At 36.6% G+C, this 20,730-nt stretch carries 22 protein-coding genes; 10 read left to right on the top strand and 12 right to left on the bottom strand.

From position 1 onward, the window contains the following. Positions 1–43 precede the first annotated feature (43 nt). From DWQ18_05075 to mce, 5 genes are read left to right on the top strand one after another with little or no spacing between them, the layout of a single operon-like run. A complete protein-coding gene (locus DWQ18_05075) occupies positions 44–2,533 on the top strand; it encodes a M1 family peptidase (protein ID RDJ34259.1) in 2,490 nt (829 codons plus the stop codon). A 5-nt stretch (positions 2,534–2,538) separates the two neighbouring features. Continuing rightward, on the top strand, positions 2,539–2,946 hold the full coding sequence (locus DWQ18_05070) for a hypothetical protein (protein RDJ34258.1): 408 nt from the start codon (positions 2,539–2,541) through the stop codon (positions 2,944–2,946). A 42-nt stretch (positions 2,947–2,988) separates the two neighbouring features. Beyond that, positions 2,989–3,906, top strand: coding sequence for a methylmalonyl Co-A mutase-associated GTPase MeaB (locus DWQ18_05065; GenBank protein RDJ34257.1), 918 nt, complete (start codon positions 2,989–2,991; stop codon positions 3,904–3,906). Positions 3,907–3,911: 5 nt separating this feature from the next. Continuing rightward, on the top strand, positions 3,912–5,501 hold the full coding sequence (locus tag DWQ18_05060) for a methylmalonyl-CoA mutase (GenBank protein ID RDJ34375.1): 1,590 nt from the start codon (positions 3,912–3,914) through the stop codon (positions 5,499–5,501). Further along, positions 5,502–5,897 (top strand): methylmalonyl-CoA epimerase, encoded by a 396-nt coding sequence (gene mce, locus DWQ18_05055; GenBank protein ID RDJ34256.1) that lies wholly within the window; start codon positions 5,502–5,504, stop codon positions 5,895–5,897. Here mce and DWQ18_05050 read toward each other — a convergent pair whose 3' ends face one another. The 6 genes from DWQ18_05050 to DWQ18_05025 are packed head-to-tail and all read right to left on the bottom strand — an operon-like array spanning position 5,898 to position 13,329. After that, positions 5,898–6,455 carry a CBS domain-containing protein gene (locus DWQ18_05050; GenBank protein ID RDJ34255.1) on the bottom strand — a complete coding sequence of 186 codons (558 nt, stop codon included), beginning with the start codon at positions 6,453–6,455 and terminating at the stop codon, positions 5,898–5,900. Positions 6,456–6,494: 39 nt separating this feature from the next. Beyond that, entirely contained in the window at positions 6,495–9,203 is a 2,709-nt protein-coding gene (locus DWQ18_05045) for a pyruvate, phosphate dikinase (protein RDJ34374.1), read from the bottom strand. A 34-nt stretch (positions 9,204–9,237) separates the two neighbouring features. Next, positions 9,238–9,894, bottom strand: coding sequence for a triose-phosphate isomerase (gene tpiA, locus DWQ18_05040; GenBank protein ID RDJ34254.1), 657 nt, complete (start codon positions 9,892–9,894; stop codon positions 9,238–9,240). 42 nt (positions 9,895–9,936) lie between these two features. Next, positions 9,937–10,218 carry a hypothetical protein gene (locus DWQ18_05035; protein RDJ34253.1) on the bottom strand — a complete coding sequence of 94 codons (282 nt, stop codon included), beginning with the start codon at positions 10,216–10,218 and terminating at the stop codon, positions 9,937–9,939. 9 nt (positions 10,219–10,227) lie between these two features. Next, positions 10,228–12,783, bottom strand: coding sequence for a DNA-directed DNA polymerase I (locus DWQ18_05030; GenBank protein ID RDJ34252.1), 2,556 nt, complete (start codon positions 12,781–12,783; stop codon positions 10,228–10,230). A 9-nt stretch (positions 12,784–12,792) separates the two neighbouring features. Continuing rightward, complete coding sequence (locus DWQ18_05025) at positions 12,793–13,329, bottom strand: deoxycytidylate deaminase (GenBank protein RDJ34251.1); 537 nt, start codon at positions 13,327–13,329, stop codon at positions 12,793–12,795. Between the two features lie 98 nt (positions 13,330–13,427). Here DWQ18_05025 and DWQ18_05020 point away from each other — a divergent pair, with 98 nt between their 5' ends. Further along, entirely contained in the window at positions 13,428–14,942 is a 1,515-nt protein-coding gene (locus DWQ18_05020; protein RDJ34250.1) for an ERCC4 helicase, read from the top strand. Here DWQ18_05020 and DWQ18_05015 read toward each other — a convergent pair. Genes DWQ18_05015 through DWQ18_05000 form a run of 4 tightly spaced genes read right to left on the bottom strand, consistent with a single transcriptional unit; the run spans position 14,939 to position 16,220 of the window. Then, entirely contained in the window at positions 14,939–15,214 is a 276-nt protein-coding gene (locus tag DWQ18_05015) for a peptidylprolyl isomerase (protein RDJ34249.1), read from the bottom strand. The two genes, DWQ18_05020 and DWQ18_05015, sit on opposite strands and share 4 nt — an antisense overlap. 41 nt (positions 15,215–15,255) lie before the next feature. After that, complete coding sequence (locus tag DWQ18_05010; protein ID RDJ34248.1) at positions 15,256–15,495, bottom strand: hypothetical protein; 240 nt, start codon at positions 15,493–15,495, stop codon at positions 15,256–15,258. A 48-nt stretch (positions 15,496–15,543) separates the two neighbouring features. Further along, positions 15,544–15,942: a pyridoxamine 5'-phosphate oxidase family protein gene (locus tag DWQ18_05005; protein RDJ34247.1), complete on the bottom strand. Its 399-nt coding sequence runs from the start codon at positions 15,940–15,942 to the stop codon at positions 15,544–15,546. Continuing rightward, positions 15,939–16,220 (bottom strand): hypothetical protein, encoded by a 282-nt coding sequence (locus tag DWQ18_05000; protein RDJ34246.1) that lies wholly within the window; start codon positions 16,218–16,220, stop codon positions 15,939–15,941. The genes DWQ18_05005 and DWQ18_05000 overlap by 4 nt, the downstream gene beginning before the upstream one ends. Positions 16,221–16,292: 72 nt before the next feature. Between DWQ18_05000 and DWQ18_04995 the strand changes: the two genes are divergently transcribed. The 3 genes from DWQ18_04995 to DWQ18_04985 are packed head-to-tail and all read left to right on the top strand — an operon-like array spanning position 16,293 to position 18,720. After that, on the top strand, positions 16,293–16,694 hold the full coding sequence (locus DWQ18_04995; GenBank protein RDJ34245.1) for a DUF2203 family protein: 402 nt from the start codon (positions 16,293–16,295) through the stop codon (positions 16,692–16,694). Then, positions 16,691–17,584, top strand: coding sequence for a prenyltransferase (locus tag DWQ18_04990; GenBank protein ID RDJ34244.1), 894 nt, complete (start codon positions 16,691–16,693; stop codon positions 17,582–17,584). Before DWQ18_04995 ends, DWQ18_04990 begins: the two co-directional genes overlap by 4 nt. Positions 17,585–17,619: 35 nt before the next feature. Then, positions 17,620–18,720 (top strand): aldo/keto reductase, encoded by a 1,101-nt coding sequence (locus DWQ18_04985; GenBank protein ID RDJ34243.1) that lies wholly within the window; start codon positions 17,620–17,622, stop codon positions 18,718–18,720. On the opposite strand, the gene DWQ18_04980 is transcribed toward DWQ18_04985, so the two are convergent. Continuing rightward, positions 18,721–19,404 carry a hypothetical protein gene (locus DWQ18_04980; GenBank protein RDJ34242.1) on the bottom strand — a complete coding sequence of 228 codons (684 nt, stop codon included), beginning with the start codon at positions 19,402–19,404 and terminating at the stop codon, positions 18,721–18,723. Between the two features lie 124 nt (positions 19,405–19,528). On the opposite strand from DWQ18_04980, the gene DWQ18_04975 reads away from it, so the two are divergent. Further along, a complete protein-coding gene (locus DWQ18_04975) occupies positions 19,529–19,675 on the top strand; it encodes a YHS domain-containing protein (protein ID RDJ34241.1) in 147 nt (48 codons plus the stop codon). Here the strand turns inward: DWQ18_04975 and DWQ18_04970 are convergent. Beyond that, complete coding sequence (locus DWQ18_04970) at positions 19,672–20,613, bottom strand: asparagine synthase (GenBank protein RDJ34240.1); 942 nt, start codon at positions 20,611–20,613, stop codon at positions 19,672–19,674. The genes DWQ18_04975 and DWQ18_04970 overlap by 4 nt on opposite strands. Positions 20,614–20,730 lie beyond the last annotated feature (117 nt).

Here is a 20,730-nt window from a genome sequence, read left to right as displayed (position 1 = left end):
TCAATTCCTAAATGTACATAAAGCCTATTTGAGAATGCCATGCGTGAGCGCTTCTCCATTAAATTACAGTCTTGAATTTACTCCGGATCTGAAAAAATTCACCTTTGAAGGAAGGGAGAACATATCAATTCAGTGCAAGAGGCCTACAAATTCGATTACACTACATGCTGCAGAGCTCAAGATCAAAAAATGCCATGTTGAATTCAAAGGTGAAACCATTAGAGCAACTCCTAAAGTTAATTCAAAAACAGAGGAACTGACAATAAAACTAGCAAAAAAGATTAGTGGCCATGCAAATCTCTTCATTGATTTTACAGGCATATTAAATGATAGACTGCTTGGGTTTTATCGCAGCAAATATGAAGTCAATGGAAAGACAAAATATCTTGCGACAACACAGTTTGAGGCAGCAGATGCTCGCAGAGCTTTTCCATGCTGGGATGAACCACAATCAAAAGCAACCTTTGAAATCTCCCTTGTTGTAGCAAAAAACTTCACGGCAATCTCAAACATGCCAGTCAAATCAAAACAAAAAATTAGAGACAAAATTCGTTATGTATTTTCACAAACTCCAACAATGTCAACATATTTGGTTTATCTTGGAGTTGGTGAATTTGAGTACCTCAGAGGAAAAATTGGAAAAACTGAAGTTCGTGTTATCACCACAAAAGGAAAACGTTCCCAAGGAAAGTTTTCCTTAGAACTTGGAAAAAAATTATTAAAATCATACGAAAATTATTTTGGCATAAAATATCCATTACCTAAACTTGATCTCATCGCAATTCCTGACTTTGCAGCAGGTGCTATGGAAAATTGGGGCGCTATTACATTTAGGGAGACAATTTTACTTTATGATCCAAAGGTATCTTCGACAAAAACAAAGCAGTTCATTGCAGAAGTAATATCTCATGAGATTGCCCATCAATGGTTTGGCAACCTTGTCACCATGAAATGGTGGAATGATTTGTGGCTAAATGAGAGCTTTGCTACGTATATGGCCACAAAATTCGTGGATAAATTCTATCCTGAATGGGAACTTTGGGACCAGTTTGTCGAAGATGCAATGAATGTTGCAATGGGACTTGATTCCCTAAAATCATCTCACCCAATTGATGTAAAGGTAAACTCTCCATCTGAGATTCGGGAGATATTTGATGCAATATCCTATGATAAAGGAGGATGTGTCTTGCGTATGCTAGAAAACTATGTCGGTGAGAAAAATTTCAGAAATGGTTTGAAACATTATTTGACAAAGCACAAATACAAAAACGCTGCTGGATATGACCTGTGGGATGCAATCGGTAAAGTTTCAAAACTTCCTGTACGTGCAATGATGGATTCATGGATAAAACAAATCGGATTCCCCGTAGTTGAAGTTAACCAAAAAGATTCATTATTGATTTTATCACAAAAAAGATTTCTTCTAAATGCAAAAGGTACCAACAAAGGACTTTGGCATGTTCCAATCACTCTTCACTCTGATAAAAAAGATGTAAAGAAATTACTTACAAAGAAAAGTGATAAGATTAAAATCAATTCACAAAATGGTGTTGTGATTAATTCAGGACGACATGGATTCTACCGAGTAAAATATGATGAAGGAATGCTAATTGATCTAAAAATGCTTGTTGATAACAAATCAATTTCTCATATTGATAGATGGGCTATCCAAAATGATCTATTTGCATTATGTGTTTCAGGTGATGAATCTCTCCAGAACTATCTTGACTTTACTGATGCATATCATGATGAGGAGAATTATCTTTCCTCCGTAAATGTTGCAAATAACCTATATTCATTATACGATAGAACAATTGGCGAATCTTTTAATCCAATTATCAAGGAGTATGCAAGAAATTACTTTGAGAAAATATTTAATCGATTAGGATGGGATCCTAAACCAAAAGAAAATCATACAGATGCATTGTTGCGAAGCTTTGCAATACACGCACTAGGTAAATTAGGCAATGAAGAAGTAATCGAAGAATCCAAAATCAGATTCCAGAAATTCCTCAAAAATCCCTCCTCGTTACGTCCAGATTTAAGGGATACTGTGTACTCTTTAGTTGCTTTGGCAGGTGACTCAAAGATGCATCAAAAACTAACCCATCTTTACAATAAGACCAGTACCCAGGAAGAGAAACTTCGATTCCTTGGGGCAATGTGTAGCTTTAATGATGAAAAATTACTCTTAAAATCACTGGCATTCTCTCAAACCCCCGCAGTTCGTTCACAAAACATGCAGCTTCCTATAATTCGCGTAGCAAACAATCAGGCAGGCAAAAAAATTCTTTGGCCTTGGCTAAAAAAGAATTGGAGATCATTGAGCAAAAAAGTTGGACATGGCAATCCTTTGTTTAATAGAATTGTTGCAAGTATTTCACTTGTTGCAGATGAATCAATGGAAAAAGAAATTCGCAGGTTTTTCAAACAAAATCCTACTCCTGGTACTGAGAGAACTTTAGAGCAAACACTTGAAATAATCCAAATTCATTCTAAATTCTTAAAACAGCTAAGAACTGAATTCAACTAGAGTTTATGCCAAAAAAAATTTTTCCTTTATTGTCTGTTTTAGCTTTATCTTCTCTTGCAATTTTATTTTTAATCACTGCAGAATCCCCTGATCACCAAAGACTTAGAGAATCATTTTCTATTGATGCCACGTATTATCCTGAGGAACAGTACGCCGAAATAATCTTTGCAGATAAAACACAAAGAACCTCATCTGTTATAATGGAGATATTGGGAATGGAAGATTCATACCAAAAAACTTTTGATGATTATCAGTTTGTCGAGCGTGTCTTATTTTCTGAACCTCCAAAATATGGTTGGTCTATTCATCCAATTGTTTTAAAAATTAATCATCCTGATTTTGGGACAATTGAACTAAAGACCGAGATTCACTCTGTAGGTGATGATGTACCTTCAGTCATATTTAGTACTTAAAGAACATACAAGAATTTATTGTGGGAAAATTAACTTCAGACATTGACACTGCTAACTGACCTCAAAAAAGGTAAACGTGGCGCAATAGCAAAGGCGATATCAATAATAGAAAATGATCAAAAAGAAGCAAGAAAACTCATCAAGCAAATATTTTCAAAAACTGGAAACTCATCAATAATTGGAATTACCGGACCAGCTGGAGCAGGAAAGAGTTCTTTAATCAATGTGACTTCAGTAGAGCTTCGAAAATTGGGAACCAAGCCTGCCGTTCTCGCTGTGGATCCTACTAGTCATGTGACCGGTGGTGCAATTTTAGGCGATAGAGTTAGAATGACTGAATCCACTGATTCTGGCACCTATATCCGAAGCATTGCATCTAGGGGCGCAACTGGAGCAGTATCTCATTCAGTCAGAAATAGCATTCGTGTCTTAGAATATGCTGGCTTTAACCCAATAATTATAGAAAGTGTGGGTGCTGGCCAAACTGAGATTGAAATTTCCAATATTGCCGATATTACAGTTGTAGTCTTTAATCCTCACACTGGAGATAGCATTCAAACCATAAAGGCGGGATTAACTGAGATTGGAGATGTCTATCTTGTAAACAAAAGCGATTTGGATGGGGCATCTCAGCTATATGATGCAGTACGAGATTATATTGGAGCATCAGAAAAAAATCCTATCATCTTAAAGACGTCAACAAAAAAGAACAAGGGAATATCTGAATTTGCAAAGAAGCTCAAAGAATTAATGGCTTTAAAGAAGAAAACAAAAAAGAAGCAAGAACTGAGCCAATTAGAATCGGAGCTAAAAGATATTGTTTTAAATAACATTAACGAAAAAATTACTACGTTGTTGAATTCTGATAAAACCTATGCAAAATATCTTAAAAAATTACAAGCACGTGAGATTAATCCCTTTGAAGCTGGAGATAAAATTACAAAAGCATTGTTAAAGTGATTCAAATGGCAAAATCAAAAACTCCTGAAAAGCAATTTGTAACTGATTCTAACATCCCAGTAAAACGTGTCTTTCACAAGTCTTCAAAGAAGACAAAGAAGGAAGAACCTGGAGTCTATCCATTTACTCGTGGCATACATGCAGGAATGTATCGAGATAGATTCTGGACTATGCGTCAGTACTCTGGATTTGGTGATGCAAAGCTAACAAATGAACGCTTCAAGTTCATGTTAGAAAAAGGACAGACGGGCCTTAGCATGGCATTTGATTTACCAACTCAAATTGGGCACGACCCAGATTCTCCTCAAGCAGAAGGTGAAGTTGGAAAAGTTGGAGTTTCTATTGCTTCTCTAAAAGACATGATGACTGCTTTTGATGGAATTCCCTTAGGTAAGGTTAGCTCTTCTATGACAATTAATTCAACTGCATCTACATTACTTGCATATTATATCGCAGTAGGGGAATCCCAGGGTTCATCAAGCGAACAACTACGTGGTACAACCCAAAATGATATCCTCAAAGAGTACATTGCAAGAAATACCTACATCTATCCACCACAACCCTCTATGAGAATTATTGGTGACATGATTGGTTATTGTGCTAAAAAAGTACCACAGTGGTATCCTGTGTCTATATCTGGATACCATATGAGAGAAGCAGGCTCTACTGCAACACAAGAAGTTGCATTTACCCTGGCAAACGCAATTGCATATATTCAGACATGTCTGGATCAAGGATTAAAGATTGATGACTTTGCACCTCGTTTGTCATTCTTCTTCTGCTGTACAATAGAATTCTTTGAAGAGATTGCCAAGTTTCGTGTTGCAAGAAAAGTTTATGCAAAAATTCTAAAAGAAAAATTCCACGCAAAGGATCCAAAATCATTACAATTAAAATTCCATACTCAAACAAGTGGGGAGTCACTTACTGCTCAGCAACCAGATAACAACATTGTTCGTGTGGCAATTCAATCAATGGCTGCAGTACTTGGCGGAACACAATCATTGCATACAAACTCCAGAGACGAAGCACTTGCATTACCAACACAAGAGTCTGCAAAAATTGCACTTAGAACCCAACAAATTGTAGCATATGAGAGTGGAATTACAAAAACAGTTGATCCAATGGCTGGTTCCCATTATCTTGAGTATCTTTGTGATGAGATAGAAGATGGAGTCTGGACTTATCTTAAAAAAATTGAGAAGATGGGCGGCTCTATCAAAGCAATTGAAAAGGGATTCTTCCAATCTGAAATTAGACAAAATGCATACCGACTCAAAAAAGAAGCTGATGAGGAACAAAGAATCCTTGTAGGCGTCAACAAATTCATTGAAGCCAATGAAAAACCACCCGAACTATTGCGTATTGATGATAAAGTAGAGATACAACAAAATAAAGATCTCAAAAAACTTCGCTCATCTAGAAATGCCAAAAAAGTTGAGGATGCACTATCAAAGCTAAAATCTGTTGCAGATACTGATGAGAATCTAATGCCTTACATTCTTGATGCTGCAAAAGCTTATGGTACTACTGGTGAGATTAGCAACACATTCCGTGAAGTATTTGGCGAGTATAGGCCAAAGGAGGTATTCTAGATGAAAATTGATCATATCGCCATTGCAGTAAATGATGTTGAATCTGCTGCAAAACAGTATCAGGAAGCACTAGGAGTAAACGAAGTTGAGTTTGAGACAGTAGAGACTGAGGGAGTAAAGGTTGCAATCATACACCTTGAGAATGGAAGAATAGAGCTTATGGAGCCGACAAATGAAACTAGTCCGATTAAGAAATTTCTAGAAAAGAAGGGTCAAGGCTTGCATCACATGGCACTTGAGACTGATAATATTGAAGGTGAGGTAACAAGAATGGAAGGATGCGGAATACAGTTCTTAGGTAAAATTAGACCTGGTTCTGCTGGAACAAAAGTCACTTTTATTCACCCAAAGTCACTCAGCGGAGTATTAGCAGAGCTCTGCTCTCATCCAAAATAACTATTCCATCATTTTAAGAGTGTCAGATGCAGTAATTATTCCAACAATCTTTGATTTCTTTGATACCAGTATGCATTTTGAGTATCGAATCAAAGGTACCAAAACATTTGCAGGTGTATTGTAATCCACAATTGGAGGAACTGTATCCATTGTGTTTAGAATCTTTGCGTGCTTTAGTTCTGATTCTCCAACATCAGCTAAATGTTTCATAATTCCATCTTCTGATACAACTCCTACGGGATCGTTTCCTTCAAAGACAGGAATCTGACTGATTGAAAACTTGTGCATCTTTTTTATTGCATCATGTAAAGTATTGTTTGGTTTGATTTTTACAATATCCTTACTACAAAAATCTCCTGCAATGTGAGATGATGATTTTCCTTCCAGTGTTGCTAGATTATCAAAGATTTTCTTTGCTGTCTCATAACTTGGTTGGCTTCTCCCAGATTCTATCTGATTAATCATAGAGGTGCTTACCCCTGTCATGCTAGCAAGTTTTTTTTGTGTAATGCCTAATTTTGTTCTCATCTGTTTAATGGAATCAATTCTTGGCAGCATGGTATGAAAACTGCTTAATCTGTTTTAAATTGTATTGGATTATCGTCTTTTGGCTTTCTTCTTTGCCTTTTTGGCTTGCTTTTTAGCAGGTTTTTTCTTTGAGCTTTTGTTTTCTAGTACTGCTTGAGCAGCTGCTACAATGGCAATCGGTATTCTATGTGGTGATGCACTAACATAGCTGAGATTTGATTTGTGGCAGAATTTGATTGAGCGCGGATCTCCTCCATGTTCTCCACAAATTCCAACCTCCATGTTCGACTTGACTTCTCGTCCTTGTGTTAATCCAATCTTCATTAGGCTTCCAACCCCGTTGACATCAATTGACTGAAATGGACTTGTTTCTAGTAATTCCTTATTGAGATATTCTGGCAAGAACTTTCCTTCTGCATCTTCTCTGCTAAAGCTAAATGTTGCCTGAGTAAGATCATTTGTTCCAAAACTAAAGAATTCTGCAGTCTCGGCTAATTCGCTAGCAGTTAAACATGCTCTTACTACTTCTAGCATAGTTCCAAAATTAATTTTGAATTTTATCTTGTGTTTTTCTTGCATCTCTAATTTTATTTTATTATAGATTCTCTTAATCTGATTTAATTCAGCAATACTGCTTACTTGAGGAATCATTATCTGCGGTCTTGCATCAACTTTTTGTTTTGTCAACTCTGCTGATGCCTCAAACACTGCGCGTATCTGCATTTCATAAATTTCTGGATAAGTAATTCCTACTCTTACTCCTCTGTGGCCCATCATTGGGTTTATCTCTGCAAGCTCACGTGCTCTTTCAAGAATTGTCTTTGTTCTTCTAAGCTCATCAGATGCATTTTGTTCTTCTAGTTTTCTTACTTTGTTTGCAAGCTCTTCTGGATTTGGCAAAAACTCGTGTAATGGCGGGTCAAGCAATCGAATTGTTACTGGATAACCTTCCATTGCTTTTAGGATTTCAATGAAATCACTTTTTTGTAATTGACCTAATTTTTCTAAAACTTGTTTTCGTTTTTCTATAGTGTCTGCCATAATCATGTCTACAAATAGGCCTATTCTGTCACGTCCATTGAACATTCTCTCTGTTCTGCATAGTCCAATTCCTTGAGCGCCATACTCTCTAGCTAATTTTGCAGCTTCTGGTGTGTCAGCATTTGCTCTGATGCCAAGCTTCTTTATGCTTTGAGCCCAGCTTAGAATTGTTCTAAAGTCATCAGTAATTTTTGGCTCTATTGTAGGTACATTTCCAGAATATACATTTCCTGTACTGCCATCAATTGTAATTGCATCCCCTTCAATGATGGTCTTATCGCCTGCCATGCATCTTTTTCCATCATAATCTATCTTTAATTCCGCACAGCCAACTATGCAGGGTTTTCCCATGCCTCTAGCAACAACTGCTGCGTGTGATGTCTTTCCTCCTCTACTGGTTAGAATTCCAACCGATGAGAAAAACGCAGGTACGTCCTCTGGCTTTGTCTCCTCTCTGATTAGGATTACTTTGGCTCCATTATCGCCCATCGCAACTGCTCTTTTTACATCAAATACTGCTACCCCACTTGCTGCGCCAGGGGACGCTGCAATTCCTTTTGTAATTTGAGTATGACCTTTAACGCTGTTTTGATCAATTGTTCTGTGTAATAGCTGTTCTAGCTGTTCTGCTTGTAATCGTAATAATGCTCGCTCTTTGTTGATTAGTTTTTCTTTTACCATTGCAACTGAAGTTTTTACCATTCCAGCTGCATTCATCTTTGCAGAACGGGTTTGTAGTAAAAAGAATTTTCCTTGCTCAATTGTGAATTCAATATCTTGAGGCTCTTTGTAGTGTTTTTCTAATTTCTGGCATGTGTCATACAATTGTTTGTATGATTTTGGCATCTCTTGCTGCATTGCATCAACTGGTTTTGGAGTTCTAATTCCGGCAACTACGTCTTCACCTTGTGCATTGACTAGGTACTCTCCAAAGATTTGTCTTGAACCATCACCGGGGTTTCTAGTAAACACAACTCCTGTAGCACTATCATTGCCCATGTTGCCAAATGCCATTGATACAACATTTACTGCAGTTCCATCTGCAATATCTTTTGTAATGTTATATTTTTCACGATAAACTATTGCACGTTCTCCCATCCAACTGTTAAAGACTGCTTTGATTGCTAGGGTTAATTGCTCATAAGGATCAGTCGGGAATGGTTTTCCAGTTTGTTTCTCACAGATTTTTTTATACTCTGCAACAACTGCCTTTAGTGATTTTTCATTTAATGCACTATCTGATTGAACTGCTTGATTCTTTTTTGCATCCTCTAGCACTTGGTCAAACAATTTGTCATTGACTCCAAATACTACTTTGCCAAATAATTGAACAAATCTACGATATGAATCCCAGGCAAATCTTGGATTGTTGCTTTTTTGTGCTAATCCATTAACTGTAATATCATTAATTCCTAAATTCAAAATTGTATCCATCATTCCTGGCATGGATATTGCAGCACCAGAACGAACAGATACTAGCAGCGGATTGTCCTTTGAATTCCACTTTTTTCCAGTCTTTTTTTCCATCTTTGCAATGTTCTTTTTTACTTGTGAGATGACCTCATTTGGTAATTTTTTGTCATTTTGATAGTATTTTTTGCAGACTTCGGTTGTAATTACAAAGCCTGGAGGAACTGGAAGTTTTAGTCGCGTCATTTCGCAAAGTCCTGCTCCTTTTCCTCCCAAAAGTTTGCGGTCTTTGCCGTTTCCTTCATCAAAAGAGTATACTGCTTTCATTTTTCCTTGGTAATCCACTGAATTTTAGGGGGTTTTAAAGCATTGCCCTTGCAAAGTCATCTATTATATTATTCCAGTTTTTTGCCTTGATGATTCCACTTGCCACCAAAATTCCCTTAGATCCAAGCTCAATTGCTTTGGAGACATCTTTGCCAGAAACAATTCCGGCACCGCACAAAAGTTTCGTATTGTTTTTTGCAGAATGCACTGCTTTTGCTGCCTGGGTGATAAGCTCTGGCTTTTCTGTTGATACTGCCTTTCCTGAACCGATTAATTCAGGCGGCTCTATTGCAATGTAATCTGGATTTAGCTTTGCATATTTTTTTACTTCAGCAACATCCTTTACGCAAACTATGGAAATTAATTTTAATTCTCTTAATCGTTTGACAAGCTCTGCTATATCTTTGCTAGGGATTCTATGCTCACTGTGATTAATAATTGAACCATTGACTTTGGATTTTTTTATCAGCTCTGGAATTACAAAACCCGTAGTGCTTCCAACCTTTGTATTATCAACATGCTGTGCAAGAATTGTAACCTTACTGCTGGCAATTTTTCCTAATAGATGTTGAGGTGGAGCAATTGCAATTTTTATTTTATGTTTTTTGGCTATATTTTCACAAATCTTGACAAACTTTACAATATTTTCTCCAGCTATCTCTTCATAATTTTTGCAATTTATTACAAACAATCTTTATCCTGAAACCTCAATCGAATTCTTGTATTTAATATTTCACAATGCTTTTTTTCTATCGTATCTTCTCTTTAATCCAAATATGATTATCATTAGAATTATAGCTGCAATATTTGTGCCAACAATATAGGGATCTAAAATCTCAATTCCATAAATTAACCACAATAGTGCTCCTATTGCAATTAGTATCATTAGATATGGCGATACATCTTTGAGGCTTTTAGTTCTGTAACCTCGAATTATCTGCTCTACCCATCCAGATAAAATCAGTACTCCTGCGGCAATCACAATAATTGTTAGTGAAAAATCATCTAGGAACACATTTTGTCACTAATTCCAGAAAAATTGATCAAGGCCAGTCTGCTTTGGCTTGCCTAGGATTGTATCAAAGTCTAGTCCCATTGATGAAGTAATTTGGTCCAGAGTGCTCTCCAAAAACTCCATGTATTTTTTTGAATCCACTTCATCTTGTCTTGCCAATTCTACCGGTTTTACTCCTGGCTTGTTGAGTATTTTAACATAGGATATGATGTCTCCTTTCTTTATCTCCCTGATTGATTCTAGTAATTTTGCTGCACGAATGTGCTGAGGCACTGTCTTTACATATTCTGATGGTGCTTTGCTAATCATTACATTAAATGCCAGTTCGTTTAGTGGAATCTCTTTTGCTTCTACCTTTTTTCCATATTCCGCAATTTTGTTACTGATTTGTGATTTTGCTTTGTTAAACTCTTCGATACTTTTTACTTTGGATAGTATCTCTAGTAGCTCATAGAATAAAGTCCTGATAAATGGCGGCGTGTGGGATTTTTTTCCAGTTAATCCCTTGACGTCTACTTTTCCTGATTTTGTTACTCCAAGATAATTTTTCTTTCTACTGCTTAGAACGACATATCTGTATTCCTTGTCGACTTCGAGCTCTACCCCGTGTTCTTTTTTTGCTCTTTCAATAACTTTTTGAATTTGCTCTCGAGTTGGATTTTTTATAAACAATGAATCGGTATCACCATAGAGAACTTTGATTCCTGTCTCTTCACATCGCTTGATTGTTTGTAAAATGATGTATCTTCCAATTGCAGTAGTTGCCTCTGCTGCTGGCAGAAAATACAATGGAAATATCTCTGCACCCATTACACCATAGCTTGCATTTAAGATAACTTTGAGTGCTTGACTGACAACTGTGTACTGTTGTCTTTGATCTTCTGTTAGGTTTTCCTGTTTTGATAAACTCTTGTAGTAATTTACTCTAAGGTCTCTCAGGGAGCCAATGACTAGGGCAGTCATCCCGTTCTTTTTTGTACAAGCCCAGTGATTTGTATCTGGTATTGTATTTTTTTTGCACTCCTCGTGTGGGCATCTTACCGTTTCATAAGATATGTTACGAACTTTGATGATGCTTGGATACAGACTAGCAAAGTCCATCACAGTTACATCAAAGTGAATTCCTTCAATTGGTTCAACAACTAGGCCTCCCCGATATTTTTTATCCTTGATTACTGCATCATTTACCACTCCAGAAGACCTTCTCTCTAATTCTTCTCGTTTTGGAATTAATGCGCCTCTTTGCCTGTGCTCATAGTATAGGAGACTGCGAATCCATTGTGATACGCCCATTCTTGCAATATCATCAATTGGCATTCTACCTATTCGTGAAATTACGACTAGTAACTTCATTAGAATATCATTGTTAAAACTGGTCAGCTTGTAGGTGAGTCTTGCATCATTAAAGCAATAGTTTGCCAGCTGATACATGGTGAGCTTGTCTAAATCCACCCCATAATCGATCTTTTCTTCACCAAGTAACGCCTTTGAGACGCTATTTAGTGAAAAATCAGTATACTTGTTGCTAAATGCATAAATCTGAAATGAACGATTTGAGAGAGTCCTGTATAGGTCAATGTGCACTCCGTGCTTTAGAGTTGCAGAATCTCGCATCATGTATAGTGGATTATCAGAATTTTTGATTCCCAGTCTTTCTGCCCTGTTGTAAAGATATGGCATATCAAAGTCATCTCCGTTATACGTTACAACAAAAGGAAACTCTTGAATCAGTTTGAATGCTGCCTCTATCATCTCTTTTTCATCATCAAAAAATATTATTTTGACATCTTCATCTAGATCATTTTTTCCTTCTTCGGTGTTTGGATCTCTTAAAACAAAAATTTGTTTGAACTCATCTGTTCCATTGAATCCAATTGCTGTGACTTTTTTTTCTGCAATCTTTGGATCAGGAATGCGTCCAATCTCAACTTCTACTTCGATATCAAAGCTTAGTCTCTTCATTATTGGTATTGGTTGGTTTAGCAAGTTTGCCCATTCGGTAATGTACTCTTCAAATTGTTTTGTATCTACCATGCTGTCATTTTGTAACTTGTCCCAGAGCAGGCTCTTTAGTGCAAGCTTGACATCATCTGGAATCTCAACATCATGTGGTTGAATCTTGCCCTCAACTATCTCGTAAAACTTTCCAATGATTAATCTTCTATCATACAGGTAATTCTCATAGTACTTGATGTCTGACTCCCAAGTCTCAATCAGATTTCTAATGCTTTTGTCACTTTGAGTTCCTCCAATTGCCAAAGGGTCTGCTGTTATGATTTTTGATAATGTGACCTCTTCATCCCGTAGTAGATCTAATCTCTTTACTGGTTCAATTTTTAGTACATCATCTCTTTCTTGTAAAAAATCAAGCTCTTCTGGATTTAGTTTTGAGAAGCAGTATGGCTTGTGTCCTATCTCGTCAGACCATAGGATAATTTTTTGTGATGTAGGCTCGTAAAATTTTAGCACTGCTGATTTTTTTTGATTATCATATGATGCTGAAATCAACAATGAAGGCGGAAGGTTTCTAATCTCATTTTGGACTTCGGTGGTTTGACTTTGCAATCACTCACCTCATTTTGGGACCACTTTGACATCATAGCCTTCAAACAACTTTTGTGCCCAATATTGGATCTTTTCTTTGTTAATCTCAACTATCTCAACACCTGCCTCCTTGAGAAGGTCATAATCTGTTTCAGGATACGAATCAAGGCAAACAAATTTTTTAATTCCAATAGTGATTGCCATCTTTGTGCATTCTAAGCACGGAACAAATGTAGTGTATAGTATAGCGCCCTCAATTCCTGCTTCTATTCCTAAAATGGCACAATGCATTATTGCATTTGCTTCTGCATGATTGCACAGACATCTATCCAATGAAGCACCAGATTCTAATTTTCCCTGCATTCTTAGCTCACAACGCTTGCATCCTCCCTCAAAGCAATTTTTGATTCCTGGTGGCGTTCCGTTGTATCCTGTAGCTAGCTGGCGATTGTTTCTAACAATTACAGCACCGACATGTCTGGTCATGCAATTTGATCTTAATTTTGCAAGTTCTGCCTGGAGCATAAAATATTCATCCCAGTTTGGCCTTTCGAACTTTTCACTCACAGTAAAATTCTATTTTGCTACCATATATGGATATTTGACTAACACATATCAAAGAACTACACGAAACCTAAAAACGATAAGTAAATTCAGTAATTTTGATGAGTATGGCTACCTTAGAGTACATTGACAAAAAATACATTACAAAAAACTCTATTGAAAAAAGAGATTATCAGGTAAATCTAGCTGCTCAGGCAATAAATGAAAATTGCATTATTGTTTTGCCAACTGGTTTGGGAAAAACCGCAGTTGCACTGCAAATTATAGCTGAATTTTTAGCAAAAGGAACTGGCGGCGTTTTATTTTTGGCGCCAACCAGAGTTCTAGTGAACCAACATTATGAATTTCTAAAACAAAATCTCACAATTGATGATGTCTCTATAGTTACTGGTGAGGATCCAATTTCTAAGCGTCAAAAAAACTGGAATAATAGCGTGGTTTGCGCTACACCGGAGATTGCAAAAAACGATTTGGATAGGGATATTGTCTCTCCCTCACAATTTAGCCTCGTTATCTTTGATGAGGCACATCGCACAATAGGTGATTATGCATATTCTGGCATTGCAGAGAGAATCATTCACACTAGTGCTAGAATTGTAGGAATGACTGCCACTTTACCTAGTGAAAAAGAAAAAGCAACTCAGATAATGAAGACACTAAGAATTCAAAGTGTCGCGCAACGAAGTGAGGACAGTCCTGATGTTGCCCCTTATGTACAGCAGACTAACACCGAATGGATTAATGTTGATTTGCCGCCTCAAATGAAAGCAATCCAAACTCTCTTGAATCTGGCCCTTGATCAAAGATATCAAGAACTAAAGAAAAATGGAATAAACATCTCTGATCAAAAATCACTCTCTGCATTACTTCGAATTCGTCAATTTGTGTTGAATCAAAACAGAAGATCAGCAAAGCCACTCTTTACTGCAATCCGAATCACATATGCTCTAAATATTTTTGAAGCACATGGAGTGACTTCGTTTTTACGATTCTGTGAAAGAACACAAAAAAAGAAAGGAGTTGGTGTCAAGGAACTCTTTGAGGTTGATCCAAACTTTACACGCGCCATACATCTAGCAAAAGCAGCACAAAAAGATGGAATAGAGCACAGCAAAATGATAAAACTAAAAGAGATAATTCAAAACTCCCCAGGCAAAGTACTAGTCTTTACAAGTTACAGGGACTCTGTTGATGTGATTCACAAAAAATTAACTGAGATGGGAATTGAGTGTGGTTTTCTTATAGGAAAGGCAGGTGAAACTGGTCTAAAACAAAAAAAGCAGATTGAGACAGTGCAAAAATTCCGAGACGGTCTCTACAAAGTTTTGATTGCTACTCGTGTGGGAGAAGAAGGATTGGATATATCTGAAGTAAATCTTGTTGTATTTTATGATAATGTTCCTAGCTCAATTCGTTATGTTCAGAGAAGAGGAAGAACTGGCAGACGTGATACAGGAAAGCTAATTGTACTGATTGCAAAGGACACCATTGATGAGACCTACTACTGGATTGGCAAGAGAAAGATCAATGCTGCAAAGAACATGGGTGATAAGATGACCAAAGCACTAGAAAAGGAAAAAAGCGGACTCAAAAATAATTTAGATGATTTTCTCTAACCCATTCGCTTTATGATGTGATATCCAAATTCACTTTTTACTGGTTCTGATACCTGACCAATCTCGAGTTTGAATGCAGCCTCTTCAAATGGTTTTACCATCATTCCTTTGGTAAAGTATCCTAGATTTCCATCTCTTTTGGCACTGCCTGTATCTGTTGATAACTCCTTTGCAAGTTTTCCAAACTTTTCGCCTTTTTTTATTCTCTCAAGGATTGCCAGTGCTTCGCTTTGTTTACTAACCAAAATATGGGAGCATTTTATCTTGTTCATGTAATTGCATCCTTTCTAAATTCTATTTACAGTTTATGGAATTATAATCCTGCATCTTCACATGCTTTGGTTCTTTCTTTTGCCCATTCGTAGTTTTCTACAGACCAGAACAATCCACTAGAAGAGTGCTCTGCAATTTGTTCACAGTTCATTGCCTTCATTTCTATCATCTCTTTTTCAGCAATTGGAGTCAAAACTGATTCTTTGTAGACAACAATGTAAATTGATAATACTATACACAGTGCCAAAAACACTCCCCCGATAATAAAGCCTGTATGCATGTATCTTCTTCTTAAAACTGAAATAATTATACTTTTGAATCTTACTAATTATCTCAGGCCCCATGAAGTCTTTGTGAGGGGGACGATCTTTAGTATGGGGGCCTCGTTTTCTTTCCACGGATCATTTCGTACCCATGCAAATTTTTTAAAAAACAACTGATACATTTCTAAAAATTCTTTTCCACTCTCTAAAATTTTGACATTGCCCTGACAGCATACTGCCTTGTGTTTTCCTGGAGAATAAGTATCCGTCACTATTCCTGCTTTTGGATTTTTTGAAATATTTCTATACGTTACAGTCTCATAGTCTGTTGCCATAAAGAAAGCGTTATCATAAAAAATGTATGAAACAGGCTTTACATGAGGCATGTCATCCTTTACAGTAGCTAGCCTTGCTTCCTCCATTGATTCTAGATATTTTTTTTCACTAGGTGTGAATTTTATCATGTAAATATCTGACCACGAATGTCTGGAATTTTTTTGTAAATAATGTCTCTTATCTTCATTTGATCCTCGGGAGTTGGCATTCCTTTCTGTGATGCCAATAGTGCACCTGCCATGCCAAAGGCCATGCCCATAATCATTCCATACACAAACTCGTTTGGATTTTGTGATTTTAGTACATCCTGATTCTGTTTGATTTCCTCAATATGTTGTGGTATTGTAGATATTGCTCCGTTGATAGTTTGCTCAATCAGCATCTCTAATTGTTCGTCTTGACTCATGCATCTAAGAAATTCACACTTTTAATAAACTTGGAGCTAGATTTTTAATTAAGAATATTCCGATTTGAGAATATGTTTTCCTACTTTACAGTTACCACGGCAAATCAAATTTTGCCTGAAGTCATTAAAAAATACAAATTTGTTCTTTCATGCAAAGCCGAAGTAATGAAAGTAGAGCAGCAACTCCAGATGAGTGTCTCAACTACAAACTCCTTTGAGGAATATGTCACTCTAAAACAAAATCTAAATGAAAAGATTACAAAATTTTATCAAAGTATTGATGACCTGGAAAAAACAGGCGTTGTCATCAAAAGCATTGAGGAAGGGCTTTTGGATTTTCCCGCAAAAAGATTTGATGAAGAGATTTGGTTATGCTGGAAAGATGGTGAAACTGAGATAAAGTTTTGGCATGAAAAAGATGTTGGCTTTATGGGTAGAAAGCCACTTGAAGTAAGCGATGAATCTCTAGTATGACAATATCCACTTGGCTACGTGTCATTAGAATAAAATTTCTTTTTGCATCAGTTATTTCTGTATTTGTTGGATTATCTGTCCAGTGGTGGTTATATCAGGACATCAATGTTTTTCATGCCGGATTAACATTTGCAGGGGTGTTGGCACTTCATGCAAGTGTTGATCTGTTAAATGACTATTGGGATTTTAAGCGAGGCATTGATTCATCAACAAAACGAACAAAGATGAGTGGTGGAACTGGCGTACTCCCAGAGGGATTGTTAAAACCATCTCATGTGTATGGTGCAGGAATAATCTTTCTTGTATCTGGCTCTTTGATTGGCGCATATTTTGTGTTAACTAGCGGAATTACAATAGCAGTCTTACTAGGTTTTGCGATACTTTCCATCTATTTTTACTCTGGAAAAATTGTTGATTCGGGATTGGGGGAAATTTTTGTAGCAATAAAGGGGGCAATGATTGTTTTGGGAACATACTTTATTCAATCAAATGAGATATCCCTTTCAATTGTACTTGCAGGCATAGTAGTCGGGGCGTTGTCGTCTCTTGTTTTGTTTATCACATCATTTCCAGATCATGATGCAGACAAGTCTAAAGGCAGAAAAACACTGGTGATTCTATTAGGCAAAAAAAAGGCAGTGAACATATTTTGGATATTTCCAATCGTGGCTTATGCTGCAATTACACTTGGTGTTTTTTTGAATTTCTTTCCAATGATTTCACTGATTTCTTTGGGAACAATTCCGATTGCAATAAAATCTGGAATATCCCTCAAAGAAAATTTTGATAAAATTGATGAGCTTGTTCCTGCAATGAGTAAGGCCTTGGTATTTAGCAGAGTTACTGGGGCGTTATTTGCAGTGAGTTTTTTCTTGGGTTTGATGTATTAGCTTACAAATAAATTCATCAAATTGTTTCGAGTATTATGATCTCAGGTTTTGCTACTGCTAATGGGACTGATAACTTTTCAAAGAATCATCCACAAGTAAATCCCCAAAATTTCAAAAAATTCAATGATTTGACACTATCTAATGTCGGAATTGGAACCTACTTGGGTGAAGCAAATGATGCAACAGACAATCTAGTGAAAAATGCTGTAAAGTCATCTATCTTAGCTGGCGTAAATGTAATTGATACTGCAATTAACTATAGGGCCCAAAAGGCTGAGCGCTCAGTTGGTAGAGCAATCGCTGAATTATTAGAGTCTGGGCAAATTTCTCGTGATGAAATCTTTGTTAGTACAAAAAATGGGTATGTCACAAATGATGCTGATGTTAAACAAGACTTTTGGGAATATGTCAAGACAGAATTTACGCAAAAAGGTATAGTCTCATCAGGGGAAATATCATCAGGATATCATTGCATGACTGTTCCATATCTTGAGGATCAGCTAAATCGCAGCCTAAAGAATTTGAATCTTGAATGTATTGATTTGTTGTATCTTCATAATGCAGTTGAAGGCCAACAGGATTTATCAAAAGAGCAATTTCAAAAAAATCTCAAATCTGTTTTTGAGTTGTATGAGAAAAAACGCAAAGAAGGTTTGATTAAATTTTATGGTCTGGCAACTTGGGAGTGCTTTAGAGTCACTCATGATAACCCACAGTATCTATCACTTGAAGATACAGTTGCAATGGCAAAACAAGTTGGAGGAGAAAACCACGGATTTAGATTCATTCAATTGCCGTATAACATGTATTATGACCAAGCATTCATGCAAAAAAATCAGCAAGTAAATTCTGTAAACATGTCAATTCTGGATGCTTCAATCAAGTGTGGGATAGGAGTCTTTACAAGTGTTCCATTTATGCAGGGACGACTCTTAGCAGATGGCGTCATGCCAAGCTTTGATGATTTATCTGCACCATTGCGCGCATTGCAGTTTATTCGCTCAACTCCTGGTGTAATCGCTCCACTGGTTGGTCAAAAATCAGATGCTCATGTAAAAGAAAACTTGGAAATCTTGAAAATTCCACCAATACAAGAGACTGACTTTGGTAGTCTTGTCAAAAAGTTAACCTCTTGATTATTCCTTTATCTTTCCACCCAAATCTACTACGACATCTGATATGTTTGGAACAGTTCTTTCCATAAAGAGAATACTTCCTTCTGGAACTAATCCTTCAACTAGAAGATATTCTCCAGTAGATGGTTTGTCTTGCTCTGCATATACAATGGCAAGTATTGCTAGCTCGCCAACATCTATCCTTCCATCGTTATCAAAATTTACTAGCCAGTAAATGAATGCCGAAGTTCTTTCCGGTTTCTCTGCATCAACATATGGATTAACATCAATTAGGCCGTTTGCTTTTGCATCTGCCACTGCAGTCTGCATTGAATTGTAGCTGCCCTCATTTAGAGAGCCTGCATTGATATCATCATAGGTTATAGTATGACTGTCAATTTTGATGAGTTTGTAATTTATCTTAAAGTAATCTTGCTTGACATCAACTGAGCCGCCACTAGCAGCTGTCAATGGAGTTCCAGTGACTAGAATTTTATCATTTGTTACATCTGCTCTTGCCGAAATCTTTCCTACAATTTGTAGACCGTGTCTTGATTCATCAAGTGCTTCTTCCAAAACTTCCTTAGTTGCATCACTGGAAGAAAACCCTGATGCCATGATTGTTGCTGCCAAAGTTACTGCAATTGCCATAAAGCTAACTAGTGCAATATTATACCAAAATCCTACAGCTCTATGAGAAGTCATAGTATGAGAAAATTTCTCATCTGATTACTATTTTCACTAGTGTGTCTATTATGATCAGATTAATTTTTGAAATTGTAAACTGATTATGCCATGATATAAATACCAATTATCAAAGTTTTAGATTGTGCCAGTAGATCCTGTCTGCGGAATTGAATTGGATGAGGAGCTTGCCCTAATTCATGAGCATGATGGAAAGAAATACTATTTTTGCTGCAATGGCTGCAGAAAAATTTTCATAAAGAAACCAAAAAAGTGGAAAAAGAAAAACTAGACTGGAAAGGCACCGCACATTCTGCAGAATTTTGAATCGTGTATGGTAAATTTACAATAGGGGCACTTGGTACTCTGATCTGAATTCCTATCCATTTTGTAGTATTTTCTATAAATTTTATAGTAATGCAGTGATTCTTTGCTCCTAATTATCACATCATCTGTTTCTTGAATCGATTTTTTCTCCTCTTCAAACTTGTCATCTGTGATAATTGATTCAAAAAGATTAGTCAGCCCCGACGTTCCAGAGCCATCTTGCATGGCTGCCTTGTCTCTCCAAATTATCTGTCTTGGGATTTTATCCTCAAATGCCTTTCTTAAAATAAATTTTCCATATTTTTTGTCTTCATTTTTACCAATTTTTGATGATACAGGAAGTGACTTGGCAAATTCGATAATTTTTTTATCAAGAAACGGAGTCTCAATAGTTATTCCTAATGCCTTTCCGATATCGATACTTGGAAAATGCATAATATTCAAAATCCTCTCCAAATCTTTTGCAATGTCTTCTTCTGATTTGTTTTTTAGAAAATTATACCCTGCAAAAAGCTCATCTGCTCCATCTCCTGTGATTATCTGGTTTTGGTTTAACTTTTTGAGCTCCTGCAAAACAAGATAGATTACAACTGAATTTCTAATCTCAATGTCATTGAACATTTTTAAAATTTTAATCGTCTCTTCAATTGCTTCTAGCAGTTCATTTGTCTCTGCAGTTTTGATTTTAAGATCTACACCAAAAGTCTTTGCTGCTAGTTGACAATATGTAAGATCTGATGCGATAAAGTCCTTGGCAATAATTGTAATTCCTTTGACTTTTCTCTTCTCTAGTAGTGATGCAAGTATGGTGCTGTCTATTCCTCCTGAGAGTGCTAGAAAATTTGATTTACAGTTATTCACTGACTCTTTGAGTAGATTTTGAAGAGTTGAGATCTCTTTCATTGCACTATTATTTTATCACGAATTATAATAGGTTGGCCTAATCCTTACTGCCTTGAATTTTTCTCATTTGTTGTAACTTCTATTGATAACTTTAAATTCACAAAGTTGCCATTTGCA

Source organism: Thermoproteota archaeon, assembly GCA_003352285.1.
Taxonomy (GTDB): Archaea; Thermoproteota; Nitrososphaeria; order Nitrososphaerales; family Nitrosopumilaceae; genus PXYB01.
The sequence above is the reverse complement of the archived record's forward strand: the minus strand, read 5'-3'. Positions and strand labels throughout refer to the sequence as shown.

What these genes read in the sequence shown, in the direction of transcription:
- DWQ18_05070 (RDJ34258.1), top strand. Translation starts at nt 2,539, where the DNA reads ATGCCAAAAAAAATTTTTCCTTTATTGTCTGTTTTAGCTTTATCTTCT.
- DWQ18_05005 (RDJ34247.1), bottom strand. Translation starts at nt 15,942, where the DNA reads ATGATAAAATTCACACCTAGTGAAAAAAAATATCTAGAATCAATGGAG.
- DWQ18_05060 (RDJ34375.1), top strand. Translation starts at nt 3,912, where the DNA reads ATGGCAAAATCAAAAACTCCTGAAAAGCAATTTGTAACTGATTCTAAC.
- DWQ18_05020 (RDJ34250.1), top strand. Translation starts at nt 13,428, where the DNA reads ATGAGTATGGCTACCTTAGAGTACATTGACAAAAAATACATTACAAAA.
- DWQ18_05000 (RDJ34246.1), bottom strand. Translation starts at nt 16,220, where the DNA reads ATGAGTCAAGACGAACAATTAGAGATGCTGATTGAGCAAACTATCAAC.
- DWQ18_04970 (RDJ34240.1), bottom strand. Translation starts at nt 20,613, where the DNA reads ATGAAAGAGATCTCAACTCTTCAAAATCTACTCAAAGAGTCAGTGAAT.
- mce (RDJ34256.1), top strand. Translation starts at nt 5,502, where the DNA reads ATGAAAATTGATCATATCGCCATTGCAGTAAATGATGTTGAATCTGCT.
- DWQ18_04990 (RDJ34244.1), top strand. Translation starts at nt 16,691, where the DNA reads ATGACAATATCCACTTGGCTACGTGTCATTAGAATAAAATTTCTTTTT.
- DWQ18_05045 (RDJ34374.1), bottom strand. Translation starts at nt 9,203, where the DNA reads ATGAAAGCAGTATACTCTTTTGATGAAGGAAACGGCAAAGACCGCAAA.
- DWQ18_04985 (RDJ34243.1), top strand. Translation starts at nt 17,620, where the DNA reads ATGATCTCAGGTTTTGCTACTGCTAATGGGACTGATAACTTTTCAAAG.
- DWQ18_04980 (RDJ34242.1), bottom strand. Translation starts at nt 19,404, where the DNA reads ATGACTTCTCATAGAGCTGTAGGATTTTGGTATAATATTGCACTAGTT.
- DWQ18_05010 (RDJ34248.1), bottom strand. Translation starts at nt 15,495, where the DNA reads ATGCATACAGGCTTTATTATCGGGGGAGTGTTTTTGGCACTGTGTATA.
- DWQ18_05015 (RDJ34249.1), bottom strand. Translation starts at nt 15,214, where the DNA reads ATGAACAAGATAAAATGCTCCCATATTTTGGTTAGTAAACAAAGCGAA.
- DWQ18_04995 (RDJ34245.1), top strand. Translation starts at nt 16,293, where the DNA reads ATGTTTTCCTACTTTACAGTTACCACGGCAAATCAAATTTTGCCTGAA.
- DWQ18_05050 (RDJ34255.1), bottom strand. Translation starts at nt 6,455, where the DNA reads ATGCTGCCAAGAATTGATTCCATTAAACAGATGAGAACAAAATTAGGC.